The 22648-nt window shown below is 62.4% G+C and carries 20 protein-coding genes and 3 pseudogenes; 10 read left to right on the forward strand and 13 right to left on the reverse strand.

Annotation, left to right across the window (positions count from 1 at the left end):
- Window positions 1-48 precede the first annotated feature (48 nt).
- The 3 genes from NKI54_RS31765 to NKI54_RS31775 all read right to left on the reverse strand — a co-directional run bounded on the left by NKI54_RS31765 (window position 49) and on the right by NKI54_RS31775 (window position 6886).
- Window positions 49-990 (reverse strand): DUF2493 domain-containing protein, encoded by a 942-nt coding sequence (locus NKI54_RS31765; protein WP_352693596.1) that lies wholly within the window; start codon window positions 988-990, stop codon window positions 49-51.
- Window positions 991-1237: 247 nt separating this feature from the next.
- Window positions 1238-2293, reverse strand: a complete 1056-nt coding sequence (locus NKI54_RS31770) for a DUF7146 domain-containing protein (protein ID WP_352693598.1) — start codon at window positions 2291-2293, stop codon at window positions 1238-1240.
- Between the two features lie 12 nt (window positions 2294-2305).
- Window positions 2306-6886, reverse strand: coding sequence for a strawberry notch-like NTP hydrolase domain-containing protein (locus tag NKI54_RS31775; protein WP_352693600.1), 4581 nt, complete (start codon window positions 6884-6886; stop codon window positions 2306-2308).
- 185 nt (window positions 6887-7071) lie between these two features.
- On the opposite strand from NKI54_RS31775, the gene NKI54_RS31780 reads away from it, so the two are divergent.
- Entirely contained in the window at window positions 7072-8265 is a 1194-nt protein-coding gene (locus tag NKI54_RS31780) for a DUF1173 domain-containing protein (RefSeq protein WP_352693602.1), read from the forward strand.
- 34 nt (window positions 8266-8299) lie between these two features.
- On the opposite strand, the gene NKI54_RS31785 is transcribed toward NKI54_RS31780, so the two are convergent.
- A complete protein-coding gene (locus tag NKI54_RS31785) occupies window positions 8300-8518 on the reverse strand; it encodes a transposase (RefSeq protein ID WP_352693622.1) in 219 nt (72 codons plus the stop codon).
- Window positions 8519-9449: 931 nt separating this feature from the next.
- On the opposite strand from NKI54_RS31785, the gene NKI54_RS31790 reads away from it, so the two are divergent.
- The gene (locus NKI54_RS31790; protein WP_352643724.1) at window positions 9450-9845 is read left to right on the forward strand and encodes a hypothetical protein; all 396 of its coding nucleotides are present in this window, start codon (window positions 9450-9452) and stop codon (window positions 9843-9845) included.
- Window positions 9846-10515: 670 nt separating this feature from the next.
- Here NKI54_RS31790 and NKI54_RS31795 read toward each other — a convergent pair.
- The 4 genes from NKI54_RS31795 to NKI54_RS31810 form a co-directional block, all read right to left on the reverse strand.
- Window positions 10516-10827, reverse strand: coding sequence for a DUF1419 domain-containing protein (locus tag NKI54_RS31795; protein WP_352643725.1), 312 nt, complete (start codon window positions 10825-10827; stop codon window positions 10516-10518).
- A 190-nt stretch (window positions 10828-11017) separates the two neighbouring features.
- Entirely contained in the window at window positions 11018-11410 is a 393-nt protein-coding gene (locus NKI54_RS31800; protein WP_352693604.1) for a hypothetical protein, read from the reverse strand.
- Between the two features lie 83 nt (window positions 11411-11493).
- Window positions 11494-11970: a UCP036055 family protein gene (locus NKI54_RS31805; protein ID WP_352693606.1), complete on the reverse strand. Its 477-nt coding sequence runs from the start codon at window positions 11968-11970 to the stop codon at window positions 11494-11496.
- A 72-nt stretch (window positions 11971-12042) separates the two neighbouring features.
- On the reverse strand, window positions 12043-14193 hold the full coding sequence (locus NKI54_RS31810; RefSeq protein WP_352693608.1) for a ParB/RepB/Spo0J family partition protein: 2151 nt from the start codon (window positions 14191-14193) through the stop codon (window positions 12043-12045).
- A 184-nt stretch (window positions 14194-14377) separates the two neighbouring features.
- Here NKI54_RS31810 and NKI54_RS31815 point away from each other — a divergent pair, with 184 nt between their 5' ends.
- Entirely contained in the window at window positions 14378-14998 is a 621-nt protein-coding gene (locus tag NKI54_RS31815; protein WP_352693610.1) for a DUF433 domain-containing protein, read from the forward strand.
- Window positions 14999-15239: 241 nt separating this feature from the next.
- Window positions 15240-15380, forward strand: a complete 141-nt coding sequence (locus NKI54_RS31825) for a hypothetical protein (protein ID WP_352693614.1) — start codon at window positions 15240-15242, stop codon at window positions 15378-15380.
- Window positions 15381-15772: 392 nt separating this feature from the next.
- Here NKI54_RS31825 and NKI54_RS31830 read toward each other — a convergent pair whose 3' ends face one another.
- On the reverse strand, window positions 15773-16969 hold the full coding sequence (locus NKI54_RS31830) for a DUF932 domain-containing protein (RefSeq protein ID WP_352693616.1): 1197 nt from the start codon (window positions 16967-16969) through the stop codon (window positions 15773-15775).
- 414 nt (window positions 16970-17383) lie between these two features.
- Between NKI54_RS31830 and NKI54_RS31835 the strand changes: the two genes are divergently transcribed.
- A complete protein-coding gene (locus NKI54_RS31835; protein ID WP_023803716.1) occupies window positions 17384-17626 on the forward strand; it encodes a DUF982 domain-containing protein in 243 nt (80 codons plus the stop codon).
- A gap of 199 nt (window positions 17627-17825) precedes the next feature.
- Complete coding sequence (locus tag NKI54_RS31840; RefSeq protein WP_352693618.1) at window positions 17826-18047, forward strand: hypothetical protein; 222 nt, start codon at window positions 17826-17828, stop codon at window positions 18045-18047.
- A 504-nt stretch (window positions 18048-18551) separates the two neighbouring features.
- On the opposite strand, the pseudogene NKI54_RS36600 reads toward NKI54_RS31840, so the two are convergent.
- From NKI54_RS36600 to NKI54_RS31850, 3 genes and pseudogenes are all read right to left on the reverse strand, one after another.
- Window positions 18552-18643, reverse strand: a pseudogene (locus NKI54_RS36600) (cold-shock protein); the annotation flags it as partial.
- 34 nt (window positions 18644-18677) lie between these two features.
- Window positions 18678-18977 (reverse strand): annotated as a pseudogene (locus tag NKI54_RS31845) (ABC transporter substrate-binding protein); the annotation flags it as partial.
- 579 nt (window positions 18978-19556) lie between these two features.
- Window positions 19557-19823, reverse strand: a complete 267-nt coding sequence (locus tag NKI54_RS31850; RefSeq protein WP_031257000.1) for a DNA -binding domain-containing protein — start codon at window positions 19821-19823, stop codon at window positions 19557-19559.
- A 696-nt stretch (window positions 19824-20519) separates the two neighbouring features.
- Here NKI54_RS31850 and NKI54_RS31855 point away from each other — a divergent pair.
- A complete protein-coding gene (locus NKI54_RS31855; protein WP_352643738.1) occupies window positions 20520-20984 on the forward strand; it encodes a Ros/MucR family transcriptional regulator in 465 nt (154 codons plus the stop codon).
- A gap of 235 nt (window positions 20985-21219) precedes the next feature.
- Here NKI54_RS31855 and NKI54_RS31860 read toward each other — a convergent pair.
- Window positions 21220-21435, reverse strand: a pseudogene (locus NKI54_RS31860) (cold-shock protein).
- 41 nt (window positions 21436-21476) lie between these two features.
- On the opposite strand from NKI54_RS31860, the gene NKI54_RS31865 reads away from it, so the two are divergent.
- The 3 genes from NKI54_RS31865 to NKI54_RS31875 all read left to right on the forward strand — a co-directional run bounded on the left by NKI54_RS31865 (window position 21477) and on the right by NKI54_RS31875 (window position 22332).
- Window positions 21477-21629: a hypothetical protein gene (locus NKI54_RS31865; RefSeq protein WP_352643734.1), complete on the forward strand. Its 153-nt coding sequence runs from the start codon at window positions 21477-21479 to the stop codon at window positions 21627-21629.
- Window positions 21626-21781: a hypothetical protein gene (locus NKI54_RS31870; RefSeq protein ID WP_352693620.1), complete on the forward strand. Its 156-nt coding sequence runs from the start codon at window positions 21626-21628 to the stop codon at window positions 21779-21781. Before NKI54_RS31865 ends, NKI54_RS31870 begins: the two co-directional genes overlap by 4 nt.
- 254 nt (window positions 21782-22035) lie before the next feature.
- Complete coding sequence (locus NKI54_RS31875) at window positions 22036-22332, forward strand: hypothetical protein (protein WP_352643736.1); 297 nt, start codon at window positions 22036-22038, stop codon at window positions 22330-22332.
- Window positions 22333-22648: the final 316 nt, after the last annotated feature.

Consider the following 22648-nt stretch of genomic DNA (forward strand, 5'->3'; position numbering starts at 1 on the left):
TCGATCTCCATATTATCCAGATTTTCTTGATTTGCAAGAAAACGGCGCTCACGCGCCTCCCTCCGCGAACCACCAGACGGGGATGCCGAGCCGACGGGCCTTGTCGGCAAGGTTGTCGGTGATGCCGGAGCCGGGAAAGACGATCAGGCCGTAGGGCACCACGGAGAGAAGCTGGTCGTTGCGGCGGAACGGAGCCGCCTTGGCGTGCCGGTTCCAGTCCGGCTTGAAGGCGATCTGGGTGACCTTGCGGCTCTCGGCCCAGCAGGCGGCGATGCGCTCGGCGCCGCGCGGGCTGCCGCCGTGGAGCAGCACCATGTCGGGATGCTTCTCGCGGGCCTTGTCGAGCGCCTCCCAGATCCGGTCGTGATCGTTGCAGTCGAGGCCGCCGGCGAAGGCGATCTTGGTGCCGGCCGGGACGAGCACCTCGGATTCGGCGTGGCGGCGGGCGGCGAGGAAGTCTCTGGAGTCGATCACCGACGCGGTCATCGCCTGATGAGAGACCTTGGAGCCGGTGCGCGGCCGCCATGCCGATCCGGTTTGTGCTTCGTAGAGGTCGGCGGCCTCATCGCGCATGATTTCGAGCACGTTGCGGCGCTCGATATAGGTGATGCCCTCGGAGGTGAGCCGTTCCAGCTCGACGGACTTCACCTCCGAGCCGTCCTGCTCCTGCTGGCTCGAACGCTGGGCCTCCTCGTTACGATCGAGGCTGCGGGCGACGCGCTCGGCGGCGCGGTGGAAGACGTTTGCGAAGGACCAGAGCAGGTCGTCGAGATCGGGTTCGAGCCTGGTGTCGCCAAGCATGCCGGCGAAGCTCTCGACGATCCCGGCGAGGCCGGCCCGGATCACCTCGTCGTCGGGAAGTGGCCGAGGATCAGGTTCGTCCTGATGCGGGCGATGGCCGTACATCTGCAGTTCGAGGATGACGCGGTCGGTCGGCGAGGAGGCGTGGTAAGGCTCGTAGCCGTCGTCGAAGGGAAGCTCGTAGGTCATGGCGTGTCTCCGTCGGTTGCGGCCGCGCCCATCGCGGCCTGACAGCGCATCCCGGCCGCGCCCCGGGGCGCGGCCGCACCGCAGGCCGAAGCGAAGCGGAGGACGGCGCAGCCGTTGCGGCCGTGACCCGGGGGTGGCAGGGATCGCCTCTCGGGCAGGCCGCGGGCGCAGCCTCTCCGGCGGACCGCCGCCATGCCTGCAGGCTATCCGGCGACGCCGTGCCGGCCCGCCTGCCAGCCCGACCCGTTCATCCGGGCGACAGGAAGAGACGGGCATCATCCGGGACGAGCTGATCGCTGAGCCATGCCGCGAGATGGGCCGGGCCGGAATGGCGCAGATCGTCGTTGAAATCGCCGAGCTGCGGCCGCAACACCAGGGCGAGGATCCCGGCCTCGCCTGCGCGTTGGCTGAGGCGTTCGATGCCGTGCCGGCCGGCAGCGTCGGCATCGGCTGCGATGTAGAGGCGGCGGCAGCCAAGCGGAAGCCTCAGGCCGGCGAGGTGATTGGCCGAGGTGGCGGCCGCCACAGGCAGCGCCGGTATCACCGTGCGCAGCGAGGCCATCGTCTCGAACCCCTCGCCGGCGGCCATGACCGGGACGGGCGCGCCGGACTTAAGACCAAGCCAGATGCCGTTGCCAAGGAGATCCCCCAGCGAGCGGCGTGGATCCGCGAGTTGCGCCTTGCCGTGATCCGAAGGATCAAGCCAAGTGCGTTGCAGGCCGGTGATACGCCCGTCGAGGTTGGTGACAGCAGCAATCAGCGCAGGCAGGGTCTGCGTCTCGCCCGTTACCAGATTCCTATGGTAGCAGCCGGGATGGAAGCGCAGCGCGCGCTCGTGCGTCGAAAGCAGAATGCCGCGGCCGGCAAGATAGCGTTCGGCCAGCGTGCCGGCGATCGGCTGGGACATGGCGAACAGACGACGCGCGGCCTCAGGGGAGCCGCGTTTCGCGGCTGGCTGGCACTGCGCGCCAAGGGGCTGAGGTTGGGGCTGGGGCGGTGGCAGCGGCATGGAGAGGAAGCGACGTGCTTCATCCGCGATGTCACGGAAGTCGACGAGGCCGCAACTTTCACGGATGACATCGAGCAGATCGCCAAATTCAGACGTCGCCTCGTCGACCCACCTACCCGCCGGGCCCTTGGCGTTTGCCCTCAGCCGCACATGCATGGAACGGCCGCGCGTGTTGTGGACATCGCCGACCATCCAGTAATTGCCGGAGCGATGGCCGTTGGAGAGATATTCCCGGCACACCGCCTCGGCGTGTTCGCCAAGGCGGCGTGCCAGCTCGGAGGCCGAGCCCGTCATGATCGCCTCCCCTCAAGCCGCCGAGGTACGGTCGGTGACACCAACCAGCGTATGGCGGTCGAGGAGCGCGGCGAGGATGGCGGACCCTTGCGCGGTCGTCGGGATGAACAGCCGCAGCTTCCAGGAGATGATCTCGGAGATCAGTCCCAGCGCCTTCAGCCGAGGGACCATCGCGTCGGTGAAGCCGATCAATTCGACACGGTAGTCGTTCATGATCCGACTGCGGCGCAGGATCGGGCCATCGGCGAGTTGCAGTCCAATCCGTCCGTCGGCGAGCCCGGTCCAGGCATTTTCCGGCGCGAGCTTGGGTACATCGTCGACGCCGAGATTGCGGAACATGGTCGCGACCAGCGTCGGGGCGATGTGGCGGCCGATGACGCGTTCGCCGGCGTCGGTCTGGATCCGGTAAACCTGACAATCATGGTCCGGCAGCCGACGCCAGATCGGCAGCAGCAGACCCGTCACGATGTGAAAGGTGCTGGTGGTGAACTCCGGGACGGCGGCGACTTCTGCCTGCCAGAGGTCCCAGAACAGTTTCCGGTCGGTCGGCTGCCAGTGGGTTTCGGCAAGGGCGTCGAGACCGAAGCGCAGCTCGTCCGTCGGCCGCAGCAAGCGCACGCGGTGCTCTATCGTGCCGTCGTCGAGCATCAGGCTCGCCGTCGGCAGCCGGATCGCCGCGCGGCTGGAACGGGCGTTCACCAGCAGAACCGATTGCGGCTCCGCCCGGGCAATGGCCAGCGCATCGATGAGCCCGAGCGCCCGGATACGGTCCTTGCGCGCGACGGTGAGCACATGCGACTGCGCGCCCGAGACTGGGTGCGCGTAGACGGTGCGGCGATCGGTGACGACGATGCTCTCGGCCGTGATCGTCTCCAGTCCCTTGTCATAGTTTCCGGCGGCGATCGCGCCCTCAACCTTCGCCGTCATCAGTTGCTCGAACACTTCGAACAGCAGGTTCTGGGTCTCGATGCGCAGCGCCAGCAGGCGGTTGAGCCAGGTCGTGATCGGCGGCAGTTCGTCGCGCAGCCCGCCCTCATCGGTCGTCAGCGACAGGCCGGTCACGGTCTCGAACGTCGTGAGCGAGCAGCCCTCTATCTTGCCCTGGTGCAACAGAAGATAGAACTGGCGAAGGGCCGCGCGGGCATAGGGGCTTTCGAGATTGTCTTCGGCACGGAACAGCCCCGCCCCGCCAGTCTGGCGCTGGCCACGCGTGATCGCGCCCAGCGTGTCGAGTCGTCGTGCGATGGTCGACAGGAAGCGCTTGCCGGCTTTCACGTTGGCGGCCATGGGCCGGAACAACGGCGGTTGCTTCTGATTTGTGCGATGGGTCCGTCCGAGACCCTGGATGGCGTTGTCGGCGCGCCAGCCGGCCTCGAGCAGATAATGTTTGCGCAGCCTCTGGTTCCTGACCCCGAGATCGGCGTGATACGAGCGGCCGGTGCCGCCGGCGTCCGAAAAGATCAGAACGCTCTTGTCGTCATCCATAAAACTCTGGGTCTCGGCCAGATTGGCCGAGCCAGGGCGGTTTTCCACGGCCAGCCGATCGATGCCGTCGCGGCCGGTCTTCTTCACGATGCGGCGCGAGCGGCCGGTCACCTCGGCGACGGTGTCGGTGCCAAAGTGATGGATGATCTGGTCGAGGGCGCTGCCGACCGGCGGCAGCGATGCGAGTTTTTCGATCATCTCGTCGCGCCGGCGAACCGCCTCCCGGCACTGGACCGGGTTGCCGTCTTTGTCGTGGACAGGCCGCGAAAGGACGTTGCCCTCCGCGTCCGAATATTCCTCGAACAACTGGGTGGGGAAGGAATGCATCAAGTATCCGCCTACATATTCGCGCGGCGTCACATCGACATGCAGGTCCGACCATTCCTCGGTCGGGATCTCGGCAAGGCGCCGTTCCATCAGCGCCTCGCCGGTCGAAACGATCTGGATGACCGCAGCGTGCCCGTCTACACGGTCCTGCTCGATCGCGCCGATCAGGGTCGGCGTCATCATCGAGGTGATCAAATGCGAGAAAAAACGTTGCTTGGTGCTCTCGAACGCCGAGCGCGCCGCCGCCTTGGCGTTGCGGTTCAGCGTGCCGGACTCACTGGTGATGTTGGTCGCCTCGAGTGCGGCGGTCAGGTTGTTGTGGATGACCTGGAAGGCGTCCGCATAGCCGTTGTAGATGCGAATCTGCTCGTCGGTCAGCTCATGCTCGAGCAAGTCGTATTCGACACCGTCATAGGAGAGCGAACGCGCCGCATAGAGGCCGAGCGATTTGAGATCGCGGGCGAGCACTTCCATCGCAGCGACACCGCCGTCCTCGATCGCGGTGACGAATTCGGCGCGGTTGGCGAATGGAAAATCCTCGCGGCCCCAGATGCCGAGACGCTGCGCATAGGCGAGGTTCTCGACGGCGGTCGCACCGGTCGCGGAAACGTAGACGACGCGCGCGTCGGGAAGGGCGTGCTGCAGCCGCAGCCCCGCCCTGCCCTGCTGCGAGGGCGCGACGTCGCCACGCTCGCTTTTGCCGCCAGCGGCATTGGCCATGGCGTGCGCCTCGTCAAAGATGATGACGCCATCGAAAGATTTTTTGGCCCCCGACTGGTTTTCTCCAATCCCTGTCTGGCTTTCTTTAATCCCCGTCGGGCCTTCGGCCCTTCCCGCCGAGTTTTCTCTGTTCCCCGTCGGGCCTTCGTCCCTCCTCGCCTCTTGTCCGACCCAGTCGAGGATCTGAGCGATCCGGGATTTCTTGCCCTCCCGTTCCTGTGAGCGCAGGGTTGCGTAGGTCGTGAACAGGATGCCTTCGGCAAGGCGGATCGGTGTGCCCTGCCGGTAGCGCGAGAGTGGCTGCAAGAGGAGTTTTTCCTGGCCAAGGGCCGCCCAATCGCGCTGGGCATCTTCCAGCAGTTTGTCGGACTTGGAAATCCAGATCGCACGGCGGCGGCCCTGCAGCCAATTGTCGAGGATGATGCCGGCGACTTGCCGTCCCTTGCCGCAGCCGGTTCCGTCACCCAAAAACCATCCACGGCGGAAGCGGACAGCGTTCGCAGCACCTTCTGGCGCGGCCGAGACGACATCGCAGGTCTCGTCAACCGTCCAAGCGCCGGTGAGATGGCCGCTATGGGCCTCGCCCGCATAGACGGCGCTTTCTAGCTGGGCGTCCGACAGCAGGCCTTCGTCGATGATCGCATCAGGTAAAAGCGGCCGATAGGAAGGCTTTGGTGGCGCTACGGCGGCCATTGCGGCCGACTGCACGAGCGGCGTCGGATGCGGTTTGGCGCGGGGAATGTGGATCGACTGGAGCGCGTACGGTTCGTAGATCGTGTCGGTGAGCTGGCCGCCCTCCTCCGGCATCCAATCGCGCAGCTCATAGGCGAGCGGGACGGTAGGCGCACTGCTTGCCATGACCCGGCGAGCGGGCTTCGCCGGCACAATCGGACGGACCGATTGGATGGCCGTCGGAGCAGCCGATAAGACAGCGAAGGGTGCGGCTCTCGCCGCCAATCGGGCGCCCATGTGCATGGCGGCATTGCGCAGGATGCCGCTGGACAATGCACCGATCGAGTCCGGAAAGCCGCCCGGTGCTCGGGGCGGCAGGGCGGAGATCCAGGAGAGCAACGTCTCGACATCCATGGCCTTGCCCGGCGAGCCGGAGAAGCTGGTTGGGTCGGTAGCAGGAACTTTGTCGATGATGGTCAAGCGGGTCTCAGTGGTGGTGCCATGGCGGGCGTAGACACGGCCGTCGATCGCCGCGGTGAAAATGACGGTGCCCTGCTGCTGCAGGCGTACGAAGGCGGGCCGCCATTTAGGGATTTCGGAAGACAGCCCGGTGCCGGTGATGGCGACCAGGCGTCCACCCGGACGCAGGCGTGCGAATGCGGAGGAGAGATGCCGCCATGCCGCATCGGCGACATGTCCATCGACATAGGCGCCGACGCTGAAGGGTGGATTCATCAGCACGACGGATGGCTCGATTGCCGCGTCGAGATGATCGTCGATATGGGCGGCGTCGTGCCGCGAGACGGGGACCCTTCGAAACAGCAGGCCGAGAAGATCGGCCCGCGTCGCGGCAAGCTCGTTGAGGGTGATCGAGGCGCGCGCCATCTCGGCATGGACGGCGAGCAGACCGGTGCCGGCCGAGGGTTCGAGAACGAGGTCGCAAGTCGCGATCGCCGCGGCGTGCGCTGTGACGAACGCCAGCGGCAAGGGCGTCGACAGTTGCTGCATGGCCTGGCTCTCGTCGGAGCGTCGCGTATGGGTGGGAAGAAGGTCAACGATGCGCTTGATCATCGCCAGCGTTGCCTGCGGCGTGGTGGACCGGGACAGGATCGCCGGGCCGAACCGGCGCAAGAACAGCACCTGGGCAACTTCGAGCGCCTCATAGGCGTCCTTCCAGACCCAGAACCCTTGCGCATCGCTGCCGCCAAAACTTGTCGTCATGGCGGTGCGCAGTGCGGCGGTGGTGACAGGCTTGCCCTGTTCCAGGAAAGGCAAAAGCAGCGTTGCCGCTTGATAGATTGCCTGGGCGTTGTTGATGGAGGCCGGCGTCGGCGCGTCGAGGGGAGCGGCGGTCCGGGTAACGGCAGCTGTGGCGGAAACGATGTTCATGGAGATGTCCTTCGCGAGAGGGGGATGATGCCCGCGCCGGCACTCTCTCTGCGCCAGCCGGGCCGCGCTTCTCCCCGCTCCCCTCTGCCTCTGGCGCCGATCCAACAAACGGGTTGCGCTCTGCGCAAGCCCATGACTTGAATGCGCGCACAGGGATGCGGCGGCGACCTGGAGCTGCGGAGGTGATGCGACAGTTCAGAATTGGCAGTGCGGTCTACGAGGAGGCAGCGCCTGATCTGCAGGCGGCGCTTGCGAGCGCCTATGCCCGCACCGAGCGTCCGCTATGCCTATGCCGCGAGCCGGGCTGCCCGATGTACATCGCCCGCATAGGCGATCTTCATCTGATCAAGCGCATGCCGCTGAGCGGCGGCGGGCATGATCCATCCTGTGACTCATATGAATCGCCTTACGAACTGTCCGGCCTGGGCGCCTTGATGGGCAGCGCGATACAGCTTGATCCGCAAAACGGCTTGGCGGCCCTCAAATTGGACTTCAGCCTGTCGAAGACGGGGAGCCGCGCGGCATCGGTGCCTGCGGGGGAAAATTCCGCCAAGGTAACCGCTGATCCCAGAAGGATGTCGCTGCGTAGCCTCCTTCATTATCTCTGGCACGAGGCCGAATTGACGGTCTGGACATCGAGGTGGGCCGGCAAGCGACATTGGTGGAATGTCCGCTGGCATCTGCTCGAGGCTGCTGGGCAAATGACGGTGAGGGGCGGACCGCTCGCGGATATCCTGTTTGTGCCCGAGCCGTTTCGCGCCGAGAACAAGGAAGCCATCGAACAGCGTCGCAACGCGGTTCTAGGCACGGCGCTCCCGCCGAAATCCGGTCCCCGAAAGTTGCTCGTCCTGGTCGGCGAGGTGAAGGAGATCGTGCCCGCCCGCTCCGGTCAGAAACTTGTCATCAGACATTTGCCCGGTTTTCCCTTTATCATCGACGATGCATTGCACCGCCGCTTGCAGGTACGTTTCGAGAAAGAATTGTCGCTGTGGGGAGCGGATTCGACTTCACATCTCATGGCGATCGCGACCTTCGGACTGAACCCGGCCGGACTCGCCATTGTCGAGGAGGTCGCGTTGATGGTGGTGTCCGAGAACTGGATTCCTTACGAGACGGTTCCGGAGAAGAGGCTCGTCAACGCGCTTGCCCGCCTTCGCGAGAAGAGCGTGAAGGGATTGCGCTACGACCTGCAAACCGACCAGCCGATCGCCAACGCTTTGCTCCAGAACAGGCAGCAGCCGATCGCGCTCTTTGTCGTCCCCGCCGGTGCGGACGAAACGTTCGAGGCGTCGCTCGACGAAATGATCGCCGCGCGTCCGGAGATCGGCTCCTGGGTGTGGCGGGTCGGCGAAGCCGATATGCCGCCGCTACCGCTCTGAGCGTCGGCGGAATCGAACGAGGGCCCAGTATGTCTTACGCAAGGCCCAGCTTCTTCTTGAGCTCGGCATTTTCCTTGCTCAGACGGTCAGCAAGCAGGTTCTTAAGGCGCTTGTTTTCTTCTTCGAGCGCGACAAGATCACGGAGATCGCCGCTATCTGAAGAAGGCGCCACAGCCCTCTTCCACTGATAGTAGGTCTGCTCGGATATGCCGGCTTGGCCGACCGCACTCTTGCTGGTCGCACCCCCAGCGATCGACTTCTCGACTGGGCAAGCTTCTGGGCGCGTTCCTTCTCAGAATAGGTCTTCCGGGCGGTCCGCACTGCCACCGCAGGTTCAGCCGCGTGGGGCCTTGGTCTCGCCCCGTTCTTGCGGGTCGGCTTGGCGAGCTCTGCCTTCGCTTTCCTTGCTCGCGGAACTTTCTTCTTCGCTTCAGGGGCTTCCACTTTGGCTGGTGCCACTGTTGTCTGAACAGTTTGAGCTTCCCGAGAATCGGCCATGATATGCTCCGCTTGTGGATTGTCACCGTCTTCAGCATCGATGGGTCTTATACTGGAGTCAATGAGCTCAGAACCTGGCAACTGAGCACCATCAGACAGCTGCGTCATCTCGGTGACAATTTTGGACAGGTCGAGACCACCCCAGATCGAATGGCTTGGCTTTTGCTTGCCGCGCTTCTGTTTGACTTCCACGATAAATGGCCGGATCTGGCGCTTCATAGTCCCTTCCTTGATGTGAGGACGACTTGCCAGCCAAGTCGCTGTTTCGCGTCAGCGAGTATTCTGCGCCTAAGGCATCTTATCGCTCTTGCCGAGCTTTATCGGAGAAGGCCAGCGACGAGCAAGCGAGGTTTCCCTGATCTCGGGGACTGGCTCGATCACCGGGACGCAAACCGTCTATTGCGAGCCGAGGTTTCATTCGACGCGACCTTCGGAGCCTATCCATGCCTGCCATCCACAGGGGCCACTTCGCTCGATCCACCGGCAGCTGACAAATTTCGACATGCTGACGAGGCTCGCATGCTCCAGCTTCGGTAAAGCCCCTCCCTGCATCGAGCGCCGCCCACGCCGTCATTCGTTGCCGCGGGGCAAAACGCACAAGGGACTAACAGCCGTCGGCATCCGAGGACTGTGCACAACCGACTGCATCGATTGCAATCCTGATTTTCTTGGGAGCAAATCTTGTCATGGCGGCGGATGAGCTGGACGCGATTATTTTCGGGATGGCGGTCGAAAGCGTCCGTGCGCTTCCTCTTGGATTCACGGAAAAAGTCGCAGAAATCGCCATCAGAAGCCACGGCGTCCTGCTTTTTGATTTGCGCATCGATGGCGACTTGGAAATGCAGCGGATCGCCGCCGTCCGATATCCAAGCAACCAGACAGGCATTCTGGCGCTGGACAAGCAGGGCTCGGCGATCAGCCATTGGATGGTCAATGGCACTTTCTCCTGCTTTATCGCTCCCTTGGAAGACTGGAACACTCTGCCGCTCCCGATGCAGGCCAGGACGAGTATCGCCGGCCCGGCCAGTCTCTTCATCGGCGCCTTACGCAATGCCGGATACATCCTGCGCGGCAGGTCCTGATCCGAAGTTTTGTTCGGCGATTGGTCGATCATATCGTCGAACCAGTCGGCCACACGGCCTCGCTGTGGGCGATTATCCACGCTGATCAGGTGACCAGGATCATCCGAGTTGAAGTCTGACCCTGATACGTGGCGCGCTGGACTACGAGCACCTCGTCAGCGCTGGCCTCAAATACCGTGAAAGTGCACAGGCCGACGGCGATGCACTGATCGAGCAATGTCGGTCGCCGTCACGGTATCTTGGAAAGCGATAGGGCTGCGTGCAAGCGATCGTTATGTGCGAGAGCGTCTCGACCGTCGGCGTCCGATAGAACGCCTCCCTCGATAGGCATCGCGCCGCATGGCCTATCCGACGAGCCCATTCCAGCGGAGTAGGCGGACCATGCTAATAAGGACGTTTCGCTTCCGAGCGGCAGCTCTCAGGGATAACCTCTATCGTCGCCTCCCTTCTTTGAACTCTGGCTTAATCGGGCGGAGGACAGGAGTTCGTCCATCTCGAGATCCGACAGATCATCGAGCAGCTTGAAGACAGCATCATGCCTTCCGGCGTTAATGAGAATCGTGCGTTTGCCGCGATGTTCGGCCCACCGGTCTCGGGATCAGGATGCGGGCAATGCCCCTGAGTTCGACAGGCGTCATGTTCGAGATCGCCTCGAGCTTTTCCTCGCGCGTCATGCTGTCGACCGCACAGCGGCGATGGCGGCCCGCATAGCATCCGGACTGCGCTCATCTGAAAGGTCGCAGAAGCCATGGAACCAGCGTTCGCGGCCGTGGATGCGGATCGAGAAGAAGACACTGGTCACATATCCGGCCTTATACTCGGACAGCCCGAACATGCCGGTGCGCTGGAAGAGCGGCGGCAGCAGCGCGAGCATGAAGCGATACTCACTTTCAAGAATCTCGAACCATTCCGCAGCGTAAATCGAGCCGCAAAGGGGATCGACCCCGGCATCATCGCGATGCCGGTTGAACAGCGAAAACATCTCTTCGCGGGGTTGCGACGCCGTCGAGCACCTTCCTGAAGGGTGGGTGTGCGGTCATGGCGTTCTCCTGAACGCAGGTCGGCCACGCGCGGCATGAACCCGTCGTCGCAACTGCTTGGTGGTGTTGTGGCTGTCGACTGGCCGACCCTGCGGCCGGCGCGTGCACCGGCGATGATGGGGTTTGCAGGGTTCAGGCCGCGCGTCGTTCGGAGGAACGCGGACTGTCTCGACCAACCCCGGTGATGGCACGCACGGCGGCCGCGAGCGCCGGGATGTCGTCGAGCATGCCGAGCGCAACGAAGTGATTGGCCCCGCCGGTATAGTCCTTGCGGCCCTTGCAGGTGCGGATCAGGATGCCGTGACCTGAGGACAAACCGAACTGACCGACCTGGATGTAGGCGCGGTCATGGTGCAGGGTGATTTCACCGGAAACGGCTATGCCCGCCTTGTTTGAGCGCAGGTCAAAGCTTCCCTGCGGCAGGGCAAGTTCGGTGGCGAGTTTCGTCAGCCGTGAGCGGGCTGTCGTGTGAAAACGTCTCTTCTGCTGGTCGTCATAGGCGCAGCTTCTGTTCCAGTCGAACATGTCGATCTCCATGAAATGAACAGGCCCGCGATCGCTCACGCGATCCCGGGCCCGTCGTCGGGGGGTTCAATGCGGTGAAGGGATCAGGCGGCCGTGCGGCCCTCGATAACGTCGGCGCCGACCTCGTCCGCGGAGACTTCCTCGAGATAGGCCCGACCATACTGGTTGTTGGCGAGCCAGCGTTCGGCCGCCTCGCGATCCTTGGCGAGATAGAGCAGCTCCGGGCTGTCGCCGAGTTCCTGCAGGACGCGGACCATGCCGATCGTGGGACGCTCGACGATCTCGAAACCCAGGTCACTCTCGACGGACCAAGTGCGCCTGACCGAGACGACGATGATGCCGCCCTGCTCGAAATCGCCCTCATGCAGGGTGAAATGGGCGGGCGAGCTATAGGTCGCGCGCTCGCGCGGCGGTTCCTTCCTGACCAGGCGACCGACGCCGTTGCGGCTCTCCCAGGCCGCGAGCTTTTTGGTGAAGCGAGCCGGCGGTTTGGCGGCGCCGTCGCTGTATCGGATGACGCTCCCTAATGGGGCGGATTCGTACACGATATGTGCTGACATGCGGATTTCTCCAGTCGGAAAACGAAAATGGGCCCGGCGGGAGTGCCGGGCCCGGTTTGAGCGTGAGGCCTATTATTCAGCGGCCTGGAGGTGATTGGCCTCGTCGCCGTCGATGGTCACCGGCTCATCGGAGGACGGATCCGCATCGTCGGCGAGGAAGGCCGGCAGCTCGGTGGCATCGCCGTCGAGAGCCGCCTCGTCCGACATGTCGCCGGCGACCGCATCGCCAGCATCGGTAGCCACTTCATCGACCTCAACGCGCAGCGGCTCGGGCAACCAGTTCGATCTTTCGAGAAGACGCGCGGCCTCACGCGCCATGATGTCCTTCTTCATGTGGTCGATCAGCTGCGCGGAGTCTGCGCCACGAGCTTCACGGACAGCCTGTAGAATCCGCGCCTTGGTGAGCCGCCCGAGGAACGCGACCGTAGGCGTCCAGCCGGCGTTGACCATGTCGAACTGGAGCGAGCGGCCAAGCATGTCTGCATGCTCGAGCGCCTTCGGTCGCCTGTTCCAGGGTTCGACCACCGCATTGAGGGTCAGCGAGACGCAGTGGGCGAACAGCGCCTTGCGGCTTGCTTCGTCGAGGCTGAGAAGGAAGTCCCACAGGCCTTCCGCTTCATCGGGCAAATCGCGGTCCCAGGCTTCGTGCCGCTCGGCGATCTCCTTGGCCCATGATGTGTCGGCAAGACCGTCGACCTGGCTGAAGCTGCCGCTCTTCAGGCTGATCTCCAGGCACGTGTCCGGCGCGAAGCGATAGAAGACCTGCAGGACGAAGGCATGGAGTGCGGCGACGATGGCGATGTCGACGTCACCGGCGAGCGCGTTGCGCAGTGCCAGCGTCCGCTGCGCGGTCAGGTCGAAGACGAGCCGATCGGGCAGTGGCTTGATGCCATCGTCCTCGCCGTCGTCACTAACGCTGTCATTCACCGGCTTGCCGTTGACGACAACACCATCACCATTCTCGTCGCCATTGGATCGGGTTCCGCCGTCGGCGCCCCCTTCCTCGCCCTCATCGACGCCGCCGGTTTCGGTCCGCGGCTCGTCCTCGGACCGCACGAACCCGCACTCGATCTGGAGCTTGCCGTCCGCGGCAAGCGTAACGAACACACCGGCGATGGCCTTCTGGGCGGGATCGTAGCTTTGAGGACGATCATCGATGGCATCGAGCTCGGCGCCCAGCTGGTCGAGCTTCGCCTCGATTGCCTCGTCGGCGTCCTCGGCCCGGGCATAGTCGGCATCCAGCTTGTCGTATTCGGCCTTCAACGCGTCGTAGCGCTCGATCTCCTCGGCGCTCAATTCCTGCGCTTCGGCATAGATGCGCCGCATGCCGGAGGTGTGGCCGTAGGGAAAGCTGATCGCTGCCTCGACCCATTTCCACCCTTCGGCGCGGATCGCCTCGGCATCCACCTTCAGCTTGTCGAAGACAAGCTGCTCGAGAAGTGCGGCATCCTGGAACCAGCCGCCGGAATCCTGTTCGAACAAGTCGCGCAGGATGACGCCGCCAGCTGCTTCATAGGCGTCAGCGCCGACATAGACGGCCCGGCGATCGTCGGCCCGGACCGTGGTCTCCGTCAGCAGGCGCCTGATGTAGTAGGGTTCGTGCGTGTGCGAGCTGGCAATCCGCTCCCATACCTGTTCCTGGCGCGCGTGATCGCCCGAGATCGAAAACGCCATGATCTGCTCAAGCCGGATCTCGTCCTTCTCGTAGAGATCGAGAAGTTTTGGCGCCACCGATGCCAGCCGCAGGCGCTGCCTCACGGTCGCCGGCGATACGAAGAAGCGGGCACCAATCTCCTCCGGATCGAGGCCCTGATCGCTGAGCGTCTTGAAGGCCCGAAACTGGTCGAGCGGATGCAGGTCGGCGCGCCGCAGGTTTTCGGCAAGGGAATCCTCTTCGGCCGAGGTCTCCTGGCCGCGGTTGACGATGCAAGGGATCGGCTCGTTCTTCGCCAGGCGCTTCTGCTTGATGAGGATGCCGAGCGCGAGATAGCGAAGGCCGCCGGCGGGCACCTCAAACGTGCCGGTCTCCTCGCCCTCGCCGTCGAGCATCGGACGGACGTTCAGGCTCTGGATGAGCTTTCGCCGCCCGATGTCCTCGGCCAGCTGCTCGATCGACACGCCGTCCTTGATGCGCCGGACATTTTTCTGCGACAGCCTGAGCTTGTCATAGGGAATGTTCTCCGCAGCGTTCATCGCGATCTTCTGAATGGCGTTCTTTGCCATGGTCAGGTTCTCCATGACGGGCGGCCCGGGGCCTCTCCCCGAACCTCCAAGCCCGTCAGGAACCTCCCCTCCCCCCTCTGCCTCCAGGCCTCACACCGGCGCCGGCCGCCTGCCGCAAAGCTTCGCTGGACTGCGGACGGCAGAGTGACTATATATCTTCCATGAACGTGGAAGGATTATTGTCATGCCGGGGTTTAGTACCGAAGTGCTCACCGCCAATGAGGCGGCGGCGGCAACGCAGGTGCCGCTCAAGCAGGTGCATCGCATCATCGATGCCGGATTGCTACGCGGCCGTGTCGAGACACGCCGCGGCAGCCGCGTCATCATCGGAGCGGGTCTCGTCGGCCTACGCCTCGCCTGGCTGACGGCGGAGGCGCTGACGCCTGCCGCGCGGCGGCGGATCGTCGAGCACGCCATTGCCGATGATGCTGCGCCCGTGGTCGCGGACGATCCGCTTAAGGTCGACCTGAAGCCGATCACCGCCGGGGTAAGGACCGGCCTCAGCCGGCTGAGGAAAGCCAAGGCCATGGTGGCGCGCGATCCAGCGGTACTTAGCGGTCAGCCGGCCTTTGTGGGAACACGCGTGCTTGTTCATGACGTTGCCGACATGCTCGCCAATGGCGATACTCCCGAGACGATCCGTGCCACCTATCCGCAACTGACTCTCGACCGGATCAGGCTCGCGGCCGACTATGCGCTCGCCTATCCGCGGCGTGGCCGTCCGCCGGTCAAGCCGGCGTGGCGCAGCACGGCGGCGAAGTCGACACGCACAATCCGTCTCGACGATCTGCCGGCCGTTTCGTGAAATTCCTGATCGACGAATGCCTGAGCCCAGAGCTTGCGAAACTGGCGCGCGAACGGGGTTTTCCAGAGTCGAGCCATGTGCGCTGGCTGGGCCTCGCCGGCGCCAAGGACCATATTAGTGACCCGGCGCGCGGTCGATGACGGCTAGTGCTCGTCACGCACAACACGACCGACTTTCGCGGCCTCTATCGCCGCGAGGAGCTGCATGTCGGGCTGGTCGCCTTCAACACCCCCCTGGCCTGATGAGCCCCGATCTCCAGCACAGGCTCTTTCATCTCGCCCTTTCGGAGCTCGGTGGCGAGGAGGCATGGAACGAAGTGCTGGAGATTACGGTGGATGTCGAGCGTACCATCACCATCGAACGGTTCAACCTCCCCGACTGACGGACCTCCGCGTTCGTTTCCTGCAATCGGGCTGCCAGAAGCCGCCGCTCGCACAACGAAAAAGCCCGCCGCGGGAGGAGGTGCGGCGGGCTTGATTTGGACGACAGCATTCGGGAGGAATAAATGCCGTCCCTGATCGCCAAGGTCGGGAGGAGGTGACCCGGACGAAACTTGATACCGACAACCTACTCCCTTCCACGCTCCCGAGAAGCATTAATTGTGCATAGCAGCATTGCGATTTTGTGCAGCGCACACCTAGACCTGATAGATGTGTTTGCCAGACCTGCAGCGCAGGCCGTGTGCTGCGCGCCGCAGCGATGCACATGTTCGAAACTGCCGGCATCAGCAGCCCGGTGACGTTACCTACTCCCGCCGCGCGTAGCATTGAAGTATCATGCTGCCAGATCGAGAAGCTTCTTGGCCTTGCCCTCCATCTCCAGGCGAACATCCTGATGCGGCTTGTCGCGCGCCACCCGTGTAATGCCCTGCACGAAGTCGAAAATCGAGGCGGGCGGGTGCCCTTCCTCCGACAGCACGGCATCGATGATCTTCGTCGTATCCGCCTTGGAGAAGCCGCGCTTGCGCAGGAAGCTCTGGCGATCTTCGTCGTCCCGAGCGACGACACGCTCCCGCGAAGCCTTGATGCCATTGACGAACGACATGGGCGAGGAATCGGCAAACTGGATCAACGCCGGCTCGGCTTCCAGGGCAAAACGCGAGGCGGCATATTTGGAATGCCGGATAATGATTTCCTGGAAATCCTGCACGCCCCAGAGGCAACGATTCTGGCACACTGCACGTAGATAGAAGCTGGCGATTCCAAGCGTGCGGGCGCCGACCTCCGAGTTCCAGCAATAAAACCCCCTGAAAAAGACGTCGGGCGAGCCATCGGGCAGCTTGCCGGCTTCGATCGGATTCAGGTCGTCGACGAGGAAGACAAAGACATCACGGTCGGACGCATAGAGCGTCGTCGTGGCATTGGAAATGTCGACATTCGGATTGTAGATTCCCGTTGACCAGTCGAGCACGCCAGGAATCTTCCAGCGGGTGTCGGCGGTACCGTTGCCGGCGATTTTTTGGACGGCCGCGATCAGCTCTTCATCGAAAATCCTGCCATAGTCCGGACCTGTAACCGCTCGCAGCTCGAGGCGTCCGTTCTCGATCTCCAGCGTCTTCACCTGCTCGGCGCGGCGGTTGAGGAGACCGTGCTGAAGGTTGATCGCCGCGAGCGGGGCCGGAAGCTGGCGCAGATAGGTGGCCGGTGCACCTACCAGGCTGGCGAGTTGGCCATAACTCCAATGCGTGGGGGCAACTGGGGCAGGCGCATCGGGCAGCATTAACCTCAGGCGCTCCGGATCGTCGCGGCTGGCCTCGACGCGGATCAGCTCACTCTCGACGATGCGGGTCTTGCTGCGCTCCGACCGGGCCTTCACCGAATTCCGAAGGTCGGTGAGCGACAGGTATCGCTCGTCCGCCGGCCGGTTGAACCATTCTGACGACACGCGGCCGATGCGCTGACCGCGGCTGACGTCGACCTTGTAACCGGCACGCTCGTTGCGGGTGGGCGTGTGAATTTCCATCTGGGTCATGGGTGTCGCTCCTCGGCGGGCGCCGGGAGACTCTCTCCCGGACCTTCACCCGCCACCGCGGCCCGCCCGCCCTCTTCCTCTCCCGGCATCCGCGCGCCACTGGAAGCGTCGGCATTGCGGCAGCGGCCGCGTCAAGGCTGGCACCCAGGAAGGAAGGCTCGGGCTTCAGGAAAGCCCGCGCTTGGGACCAAGCGCCGCTTCACCTTCCGAACGCGACAGAAATCCGCTGTGCTTTCTTGCGCATCAAGACCGGGACCCATCCGGATTTCAGATAGCGACCTGAATTGGACAGGCAACTTGTCTTGGATTGAGCACCTGCATATTCTCTTCGGGCCTAGCCAATACACATATAATTTGACCCCACGTCATGATACGCGAAGACCTTATCGAGGTCGAACCTGAGAGAGTAATTGCATGTCGAGCAGGTTCGTCCGGCCCGTGGTGGTGCAAGTTGGCCGGCATGACCGTGAGCGCGTCATACTCGACGTGAACGAGGCAGCGACGATCCTGCTGCGGAGCTTCCCTCATCAGACGGAGAAGCGAAAACTGGCTATGGATGCATGTCTTCAGGTTCTGCGTGGTGAAGCTCAGCCGCCGGTTGCGAGACGGGCCTTCGTTGTAGCGGCGTTAGAAGCGAAGATCCTACGCAGCGACTGAGGTCCAAATGATGGTAGCCTCGATGGCTTCCAAAGTGACTGGGGAAGCGGAGCTTCACGCCATCACAGCGATGACCGGGGTGGTGCAGCCGGCAGCAGAGCGTCCAGTCCTGCCGTCGTGGGAAACAACCCGAGGTTCATCTGCTTGACTCGACAACGGTCAGGAAGACGGCAATATTTACGTCGATCGGAGATGGCTTATGCGAGATTTGCCGAGCGACATCGCTGCTGACGTTGTGATCGAAGTCAGTCGGCTTCTCGATGATGCCGAGGATCTCGCGCCTTTGCCGGTGCACGCACTGGTCAAATGGATTCGTACGACACTGCAGACCCGCCTTTCCGATCAAGCGATCGAAGAACTGGTGGTCGAGATGGCGTCGAAACGTGGGCTGCCCATGGTCTTCGACAACCCTGCAGCATAGTCAGTTCTTCCACATCTCTTGTGAAAATATCGGCAAAAGCAGGCGGGGAATTGCCATCGCCCTCGAATGCACCGACAAGAATGGTAGGCCGAGAAAACGGCCATGGATCAGTCTTCAGCCGCCGGGCTGGCGAAGATGAGCCATCGGCTTGACAGCCTCTCATCATGGTTCTCATTTCACCAGTGAAGTGGCAACGCGATATTGGACTTATGCACAGCGAGATCGTCAAACCAGCGGCCGGACGTCGTCACCTCAGTCTACCCATTTCTCGCGCGCAAGAAAAAGGCCGGACCAAAGGTCCGGCCAGGTATGAAGGTTAAAACCTCCAGAGGGGAACGCGCCGGACGAATGGGAGGAAACATCCGACGCAGCGCGCATATAGGTCAGCGAAGGTGACACTTCAACGACGTGCCGACACGACGTGCCGGTGGGCCACCAGACTTGATCATTTTGGTGCACTGAAGCTTGCTTGCTTGATGCGCTTGCCGAAATCGCATGGCTGGTTCAGCCAGCCTTGCTCAGGTTGCCGGCCACGATTTGCCGGTCCGCCGATCCTGTTCTATCTCATAATTGACCGTTTGGCCGTTAACGAGCGTCGGAACGGGCGAGCCCGCCCCAAGCCCGGGTACATCAGGTCTGCACAAGCCAGACTTTGCCGTGGTCGGCTTCGATCGTCGGATGCATGCCGTGGTTTTCACGGCGGGACCGAGCTGTTGTAGAGTTTGCGCCAGTAGGGCTGGATGAGGATGCCCGAGTCCCGGAGCATCGTCTGAATGTCTTTCAAGACGACCTTGCGCTGTCGGCGTCGGCGATCGAGAGGGCCTCGTTGACCTTGGCGTCTAACTCGGGGTTCGAATACGCGGTTTCGTTCCATGCCTCGCCGGTGCGGTACGCAATAGCGATCACCTGGATGCCGAGGGGCCGCATGTTTGATCGAGGAGACACGCCGCACGATCAGGTCCTGACCTGTGGCCTTGCCAACGCGAAAAGCGAAACCAACCCGCTCACGGATGATGTCGAGGTGCCGGTTTGTGGCGATCAGCTCGACCGCGATCCGCGGAAACTGCGTCGTAAATCCGTGTAGGAAGGTAGGCATGAAATAGGTGGCTGTTAATCTGGGCAGGTGATCTTCAGCGTCCCGACAGGCTGTTCCTTCCGATAGGTCCTCGCCATGTTCGCGGCCGAGACCTCTGCGCGAACGCGGCGGCAGTAATCGAGATAGACTTGGCCGCTGCCGGTGAGGCTTATGTGCCGGGTGGAACGGTTGAGGAGCCGCAGTCCCAGACGTGCCTCAAGCTAGGCGATGCGCTGGCTGACCGTGGATTTGGGGATCCCGATCCGCCCCCGGCACGGGTAAAGCTGCCCGTTTCGGCGACTTCGGCCACAAGGATCATGTCGTTCACGCTGTCCAAAGCCCCGCATCCTGTTTCGTGTCATTGCTCATTGTACAATAACACGGACAAAATTCCGTATAATCGGAATTGTTGGAACGTTCTCGGCTCGGTAGCCTCATCCGGCGAACAATTCCTTGTAACCGGTCGTCACCATCCAGTTCGCCCGATCGAGATGGCTTCGCACGGTTTTCCGGGCGCGCTCCGGCTCTTGCACCGGATCGATGCCGAGGATGACCTGCGCCATCTCCTCATAGCTCGCCTCGTCGGCACCTGCATCCAGGAGCCTCAGGTAGGTCGTAAAGTGCTGGCGGTCGTAGGTGGTCAGGCTGTCAGACCAGGGCACTTCTTCTTTAAGGCCTGGTTTAACGTCTCGATATTTCATCACGATATTGGGCTCCGGAAGTAAGTGATCGAAGAGCGATTGTTTCTTTTCGACAGCCTAACCAAGCGGATGGGGAAACATCGTAGCTAAGACAACATCGCGATCATAATCCCAAGCGCCCCGCTCGAGGCGATATGCGCATTCTGGGCGGTTCAACTCCAGGTTACGGATGAATTGCAAAAAGCTCAAGACCGTGCGGCTGCACATCGGGTTTCACGCGGGCTGCTTGGCCATCAAGGCCGTTTGTGACGACAGGATTAATAGGCAAAGCTTTGTGCTTGAATTACCCCGATGCTTAGCATCGGTCCAACCACCGTATTCGAGTTCGTAGCGCCTGCCGAGGGCGCGCTGGCCGGGGCGCGGGTCAAATCGAAAGTCAAGAACCGAAGCCCAGCCACCGCATTCTTGATGTGCACGGCTTCGTGAGCTGCGGAAGGACGACTTTGGGCTTCATGGGTGGTGCAAAACATCTTTGACGCTTCGAAAATCACGCGGAAGGGATCGGGATTCAGACCCAAACTCCGACCCGGCCAACAGCGCGCAGATCAACACTGCACGAAGGCGGGATGCTGCGCTATAGACGTCGATGCCGACGAGCATCGCGATAGTCCTGCCGGGCTGTATTTGCTTTCAGCGGCGACCGCCACTATGAAGCGACGCTTCGCCGACTGTGTTTCACCCCGCCTGGAGAGTTTCATGACAGAAGAAGCCGACAATAACATCGACAACCTCATCGAGCTCACCGCCGATGTTGTTTCAGCCTATGTCTCCAACAATCCGATCCCGGTGGGGGATCTCCCTGCCCTGATCGCTCAAGTGCACGCGGCACTGAAAGGGACGGCCGGAAGGGTCTCCGCAGAAGAGCCGGGGGTCCTTAAGCCTGCAGTCCCGATCAGGAAGTCGGTGACACCGGACTACATCATCTCCCTTGAAGACGGGAAGAAATTCAAATCGCTAAAGCGCCATCTGTCGACCCACTATGGGCTGACGCCGGATGGATATCGCGCCAAATGGGGCCTGCCGGCGGATTATCCCATGGTCGCGCCGAATTATGCTGCCGCGCGCTCGGCATTGGCCAAGACGATGGGACTCGGCCGCAAACCGAAAGAGCCGGAAACGCCGGCGCCGACGAAGCGAACCCGCAAGAAGGGCGCAGCTTGATTTCGGCAATCGAGTTCGTTCTGGAGCGTGCAGCTGCGGTCGGCATCTGCGCAGAATACGAGAATGCGGGGGCAGCCCGCCTTCAACTGCAAACATCCTGGTTTCACAAGAAGCGCGTCCGCTTGCAGCAATCTGCTGCGCCGAGCCCTATTCTCGCCCGCTCTTGTCGAGCGGCCGGTCAGTACATCCGGACTTGCCGTGTACTTCCGGCTCTTGCCGGGGGGCAGGAGAAAAATCAGCCAGCTTTGCTGAGGCTGCCAGCGGAGGATTTGCCAGTGCGGCGGTCCTGCTCGATCTCATAGTTGATCTTCTGGCCGCCGTCAGCGAGGGTCGAGAGGCCCGCGCGTTAGACAGCGGAAATGTGGACGAAAACGTCCTGACCACTATTGTCGGGCTGGATAAATCCAAACTCCTTGGTGCTGTTGAACCACTTCACGGTTCCAGTCGCCATATGCGTATTCCTTGTAAGTCGCGCAGAAGGAAGTTGGACAGGTGACCAAGCCCGCGCTCTATGTAGCGGCGGGTCTGCCACTCATGGACAAGGGCCAGCAAGCGTTCGGGCGGAGGATCAAGAAAGTGCCCGGCACGCTGGTGGCGCTCAACCAGGTCATGGCCAATTTCGGCGCTTCCGGAGGCAAGCAATGATCCTGAAGCGGTCCTGGAACGCCTTCTGGCGCAAGGTCGACCTGCCGGCGGCGATGGTTTGCATCATGGCCGCTCTCGCCGGCGTCGGCGGCGCGCGTAGAATTCCACACGATCCGGGCACACACCCCCGTCCACCCCCTCGTGCCTGGTGAACGACTGATCTCCCGCCGTGCCGAAAGGTGCGGCGGGCTTTTTTTTGTTTGCCGTACGGAACAACTTGGCTAGAGCGAATGTTCGGCTCCTGCAGCATCTCACAGACCTGCTACGATCATGTCGTTTCCCGGCAGCTCCTCTGAATGGGCGGGGCTTCTGCATGGTTTTGCGTTTATCGTCTGGGCGACAACCTTGGTCAAATTCTTACATTAGAAACTTGGAACTTAAGTGAGGCAGAAAACATTGTGGCGCCATGGGCAAGAACGATGGCGACAATCTTCCTGAGTGGTTTCCGGGCAACCTGCCCGAGGACCCTGTGATCCGAGCCGATATCGCGAAAAGAATTTCGAGAGAGACCGACGGTCAAATTGGGCCGGACGGTTTGGTGGTCAGGAAGGCCAGGCGGGATCGCAATCTGCTCGAGGAACTGGAAAAAGGTGACGCCGCCCTCGACAGCCAGCCGTCCGTGGTTCCGTTGCTCCTGGTTTTGTATGTGCTCTCAATGTTGGGCTTCGCAGCGTACGCCATCGCTGGTTGGTATCTTCCATAGCGCGCTTTGAGTTTCCGTTACCCACTCTGGCAATGAGCTGCGCCAAGCGGTTCCTGTCGGATTTGTCTTTCGCCCATGCTGAGCCGTTCGCGATGGTGGCGCGTGCTTCTCTCATTAACTCACAGGCTCGAGCGGTTGGTGCTCCGGCTCCGCATGGTGAAGCACCTGGCCGAGATCGCGCATGTCAAAGTCCTGACCGCACACGGCGCAATAGTCGCTTGGCAGATGGGGTGGTTGCCGTCCTCCCCTAACGGCATCGCAATGTGCCAAGGTGATGTGGTGTAGGCCACAGAACAGAGAGGACGGCGGATGAAGG

This window comes from Mesorhizobium sp. M0663, from assembly GCF_040320585.1.
Taxonomy (GTDB): domain Bacteria; phylum Pseudomonadota; class Alphaproteobacteria; order Rhizobiales; family Rhizobiaceae; genus Mesorhizobium.

Excerpts from the sequence above, each read along its gene's own strand:
- NKI54_RS31765 (WP_352693596.1), bottom strand. The coding sequence starts at position 990 with ATGACCTACGAGCTTCCCTTCGACGACGGCTACGAGCCTTACCACGCC.
- NKI54_RS31770 (WP_352693598.1), bottom strand. The coding sequence starts at position 2,293 with ATGACGGGCTCGGCCTCCGAGCTGGCACGCCGCCTTGGCGAACACGCC.
- NKI54_RS31775 (WP_352693600.1), bottom strand. The coding sequence starts at position 6,886 with ATGAACATCGTTTCCGCCACAGCTGCCGTTACCCGGACCGCCGCTCCC.
- NKI54_RS31780 (WP_352693602.1), top strand. The coding sequence starts at position 7,072 with ATGCGACAGTTCAGAATTGGCAGTGCGGTCTACGAGGAGGCAGCGCCT.
- NKI54_RS31790 (WP_352643724.1), top strand. The coding sequence starts at position 9,450 with ATGGCGGCGGATGAGCTGGACGCGATTATTTTCGGGATGGCGGTCGAA.
- NKI54_RS31795 (WP_352643725.1), bottom strand. The coding sequence starts at position 10,827 with ATGTTTTCGCTGTTCAACCGGCATCGCGATGATGCCGGGGTCGATCCC.
- NKI54_RS31800 (WP_352693604.1), bottom strand. The coding sequence starts at position 11,410 with ATGTTCGACTGGAACAGAAGCTGCGCCTATGACGACCAGCAGAAGAGA.
- NKI54_RS31805 (WP_352693606.1), bottom strand. The coding sequence starts at position 11,970 with ATGTCAGCACATATCGTGTACGAATCCGCCCCATTAGGGAGCGTCATC.
- NKI54_RS31810 (WP_352693608.1), bottom strand. The coding sequence starts at position 14,193 with ATGGCAAAGAACGCCATTCAGAAGATCGCGATGAACGCTGCGGAGAAC.
- NKI54_RS31815 (WP_352693610.1), top strand. The coding sequence starts at position 14,378 with ATGCCGGGGTTTAGTACCGAAGTGCTCACCGCCAATGAGGCGGCGGCG.
- NKI54_RS31825 (WP_352693614.1), top strand. The coding sequence starts at position 15,240 with ATGAGCCCCGATCTCCAGCACAGGCTCTTTCATCTCGCCCTTTCGGAG.
- NKI54_RS31830 (WP_352693616.1), bottom strand. The coding sequence starts at position 16,969 with ATGACCCAGATGGAAATTCACACGCCCACCCGCAACGAGCGTGCCGGT.
- NKI54_RS31835 (WP_023803716.1), top strand. The coding sequence starts at position 17,384 with ATGTCGAGCAGGTTCGTCCGGCCCGTGGTGGTGCAAGTTGGCCGGCAT.
- NKI54_RS31840 (WP_352693618.1), top strand. The coding sequence starts at position 17,826 with ATGCGAGATTTGCCGAGCGACATCGCTGCTGACGTTGTGATCGAAGTC.
- NKI54_RS31850 (WP_031257000.1), bottom strand. The coding sequence starts at position 19,823 with ATGAAATATCGAGACGTTAAACCAGGCCTTAAAGAAGAAGTGCCCTGG.
- NKI54_RS31855 (WP_352643738.1), top strand. The coding sequence starts at position 20,520 with ATGACAGAAGAAGCCGACAATAACATCGACAACCTCATCGAGCTCACC.
- NKI54_RS31870 (WP_352693620.1), top strand. The coding sequence starts at position 21,626 with ATGATCCTGAAGCGGTCCTGGAACGCCTTCTGGCGCAAGGTCGACCTG.
- NKI54_RS31875 (WP_352643736.1), top strand. The coding sequence starts at position 22,036 with ATGGGCAAGAACGATGGCGACAATCTTCCTGAGTGGTTTCCGGGCAAC.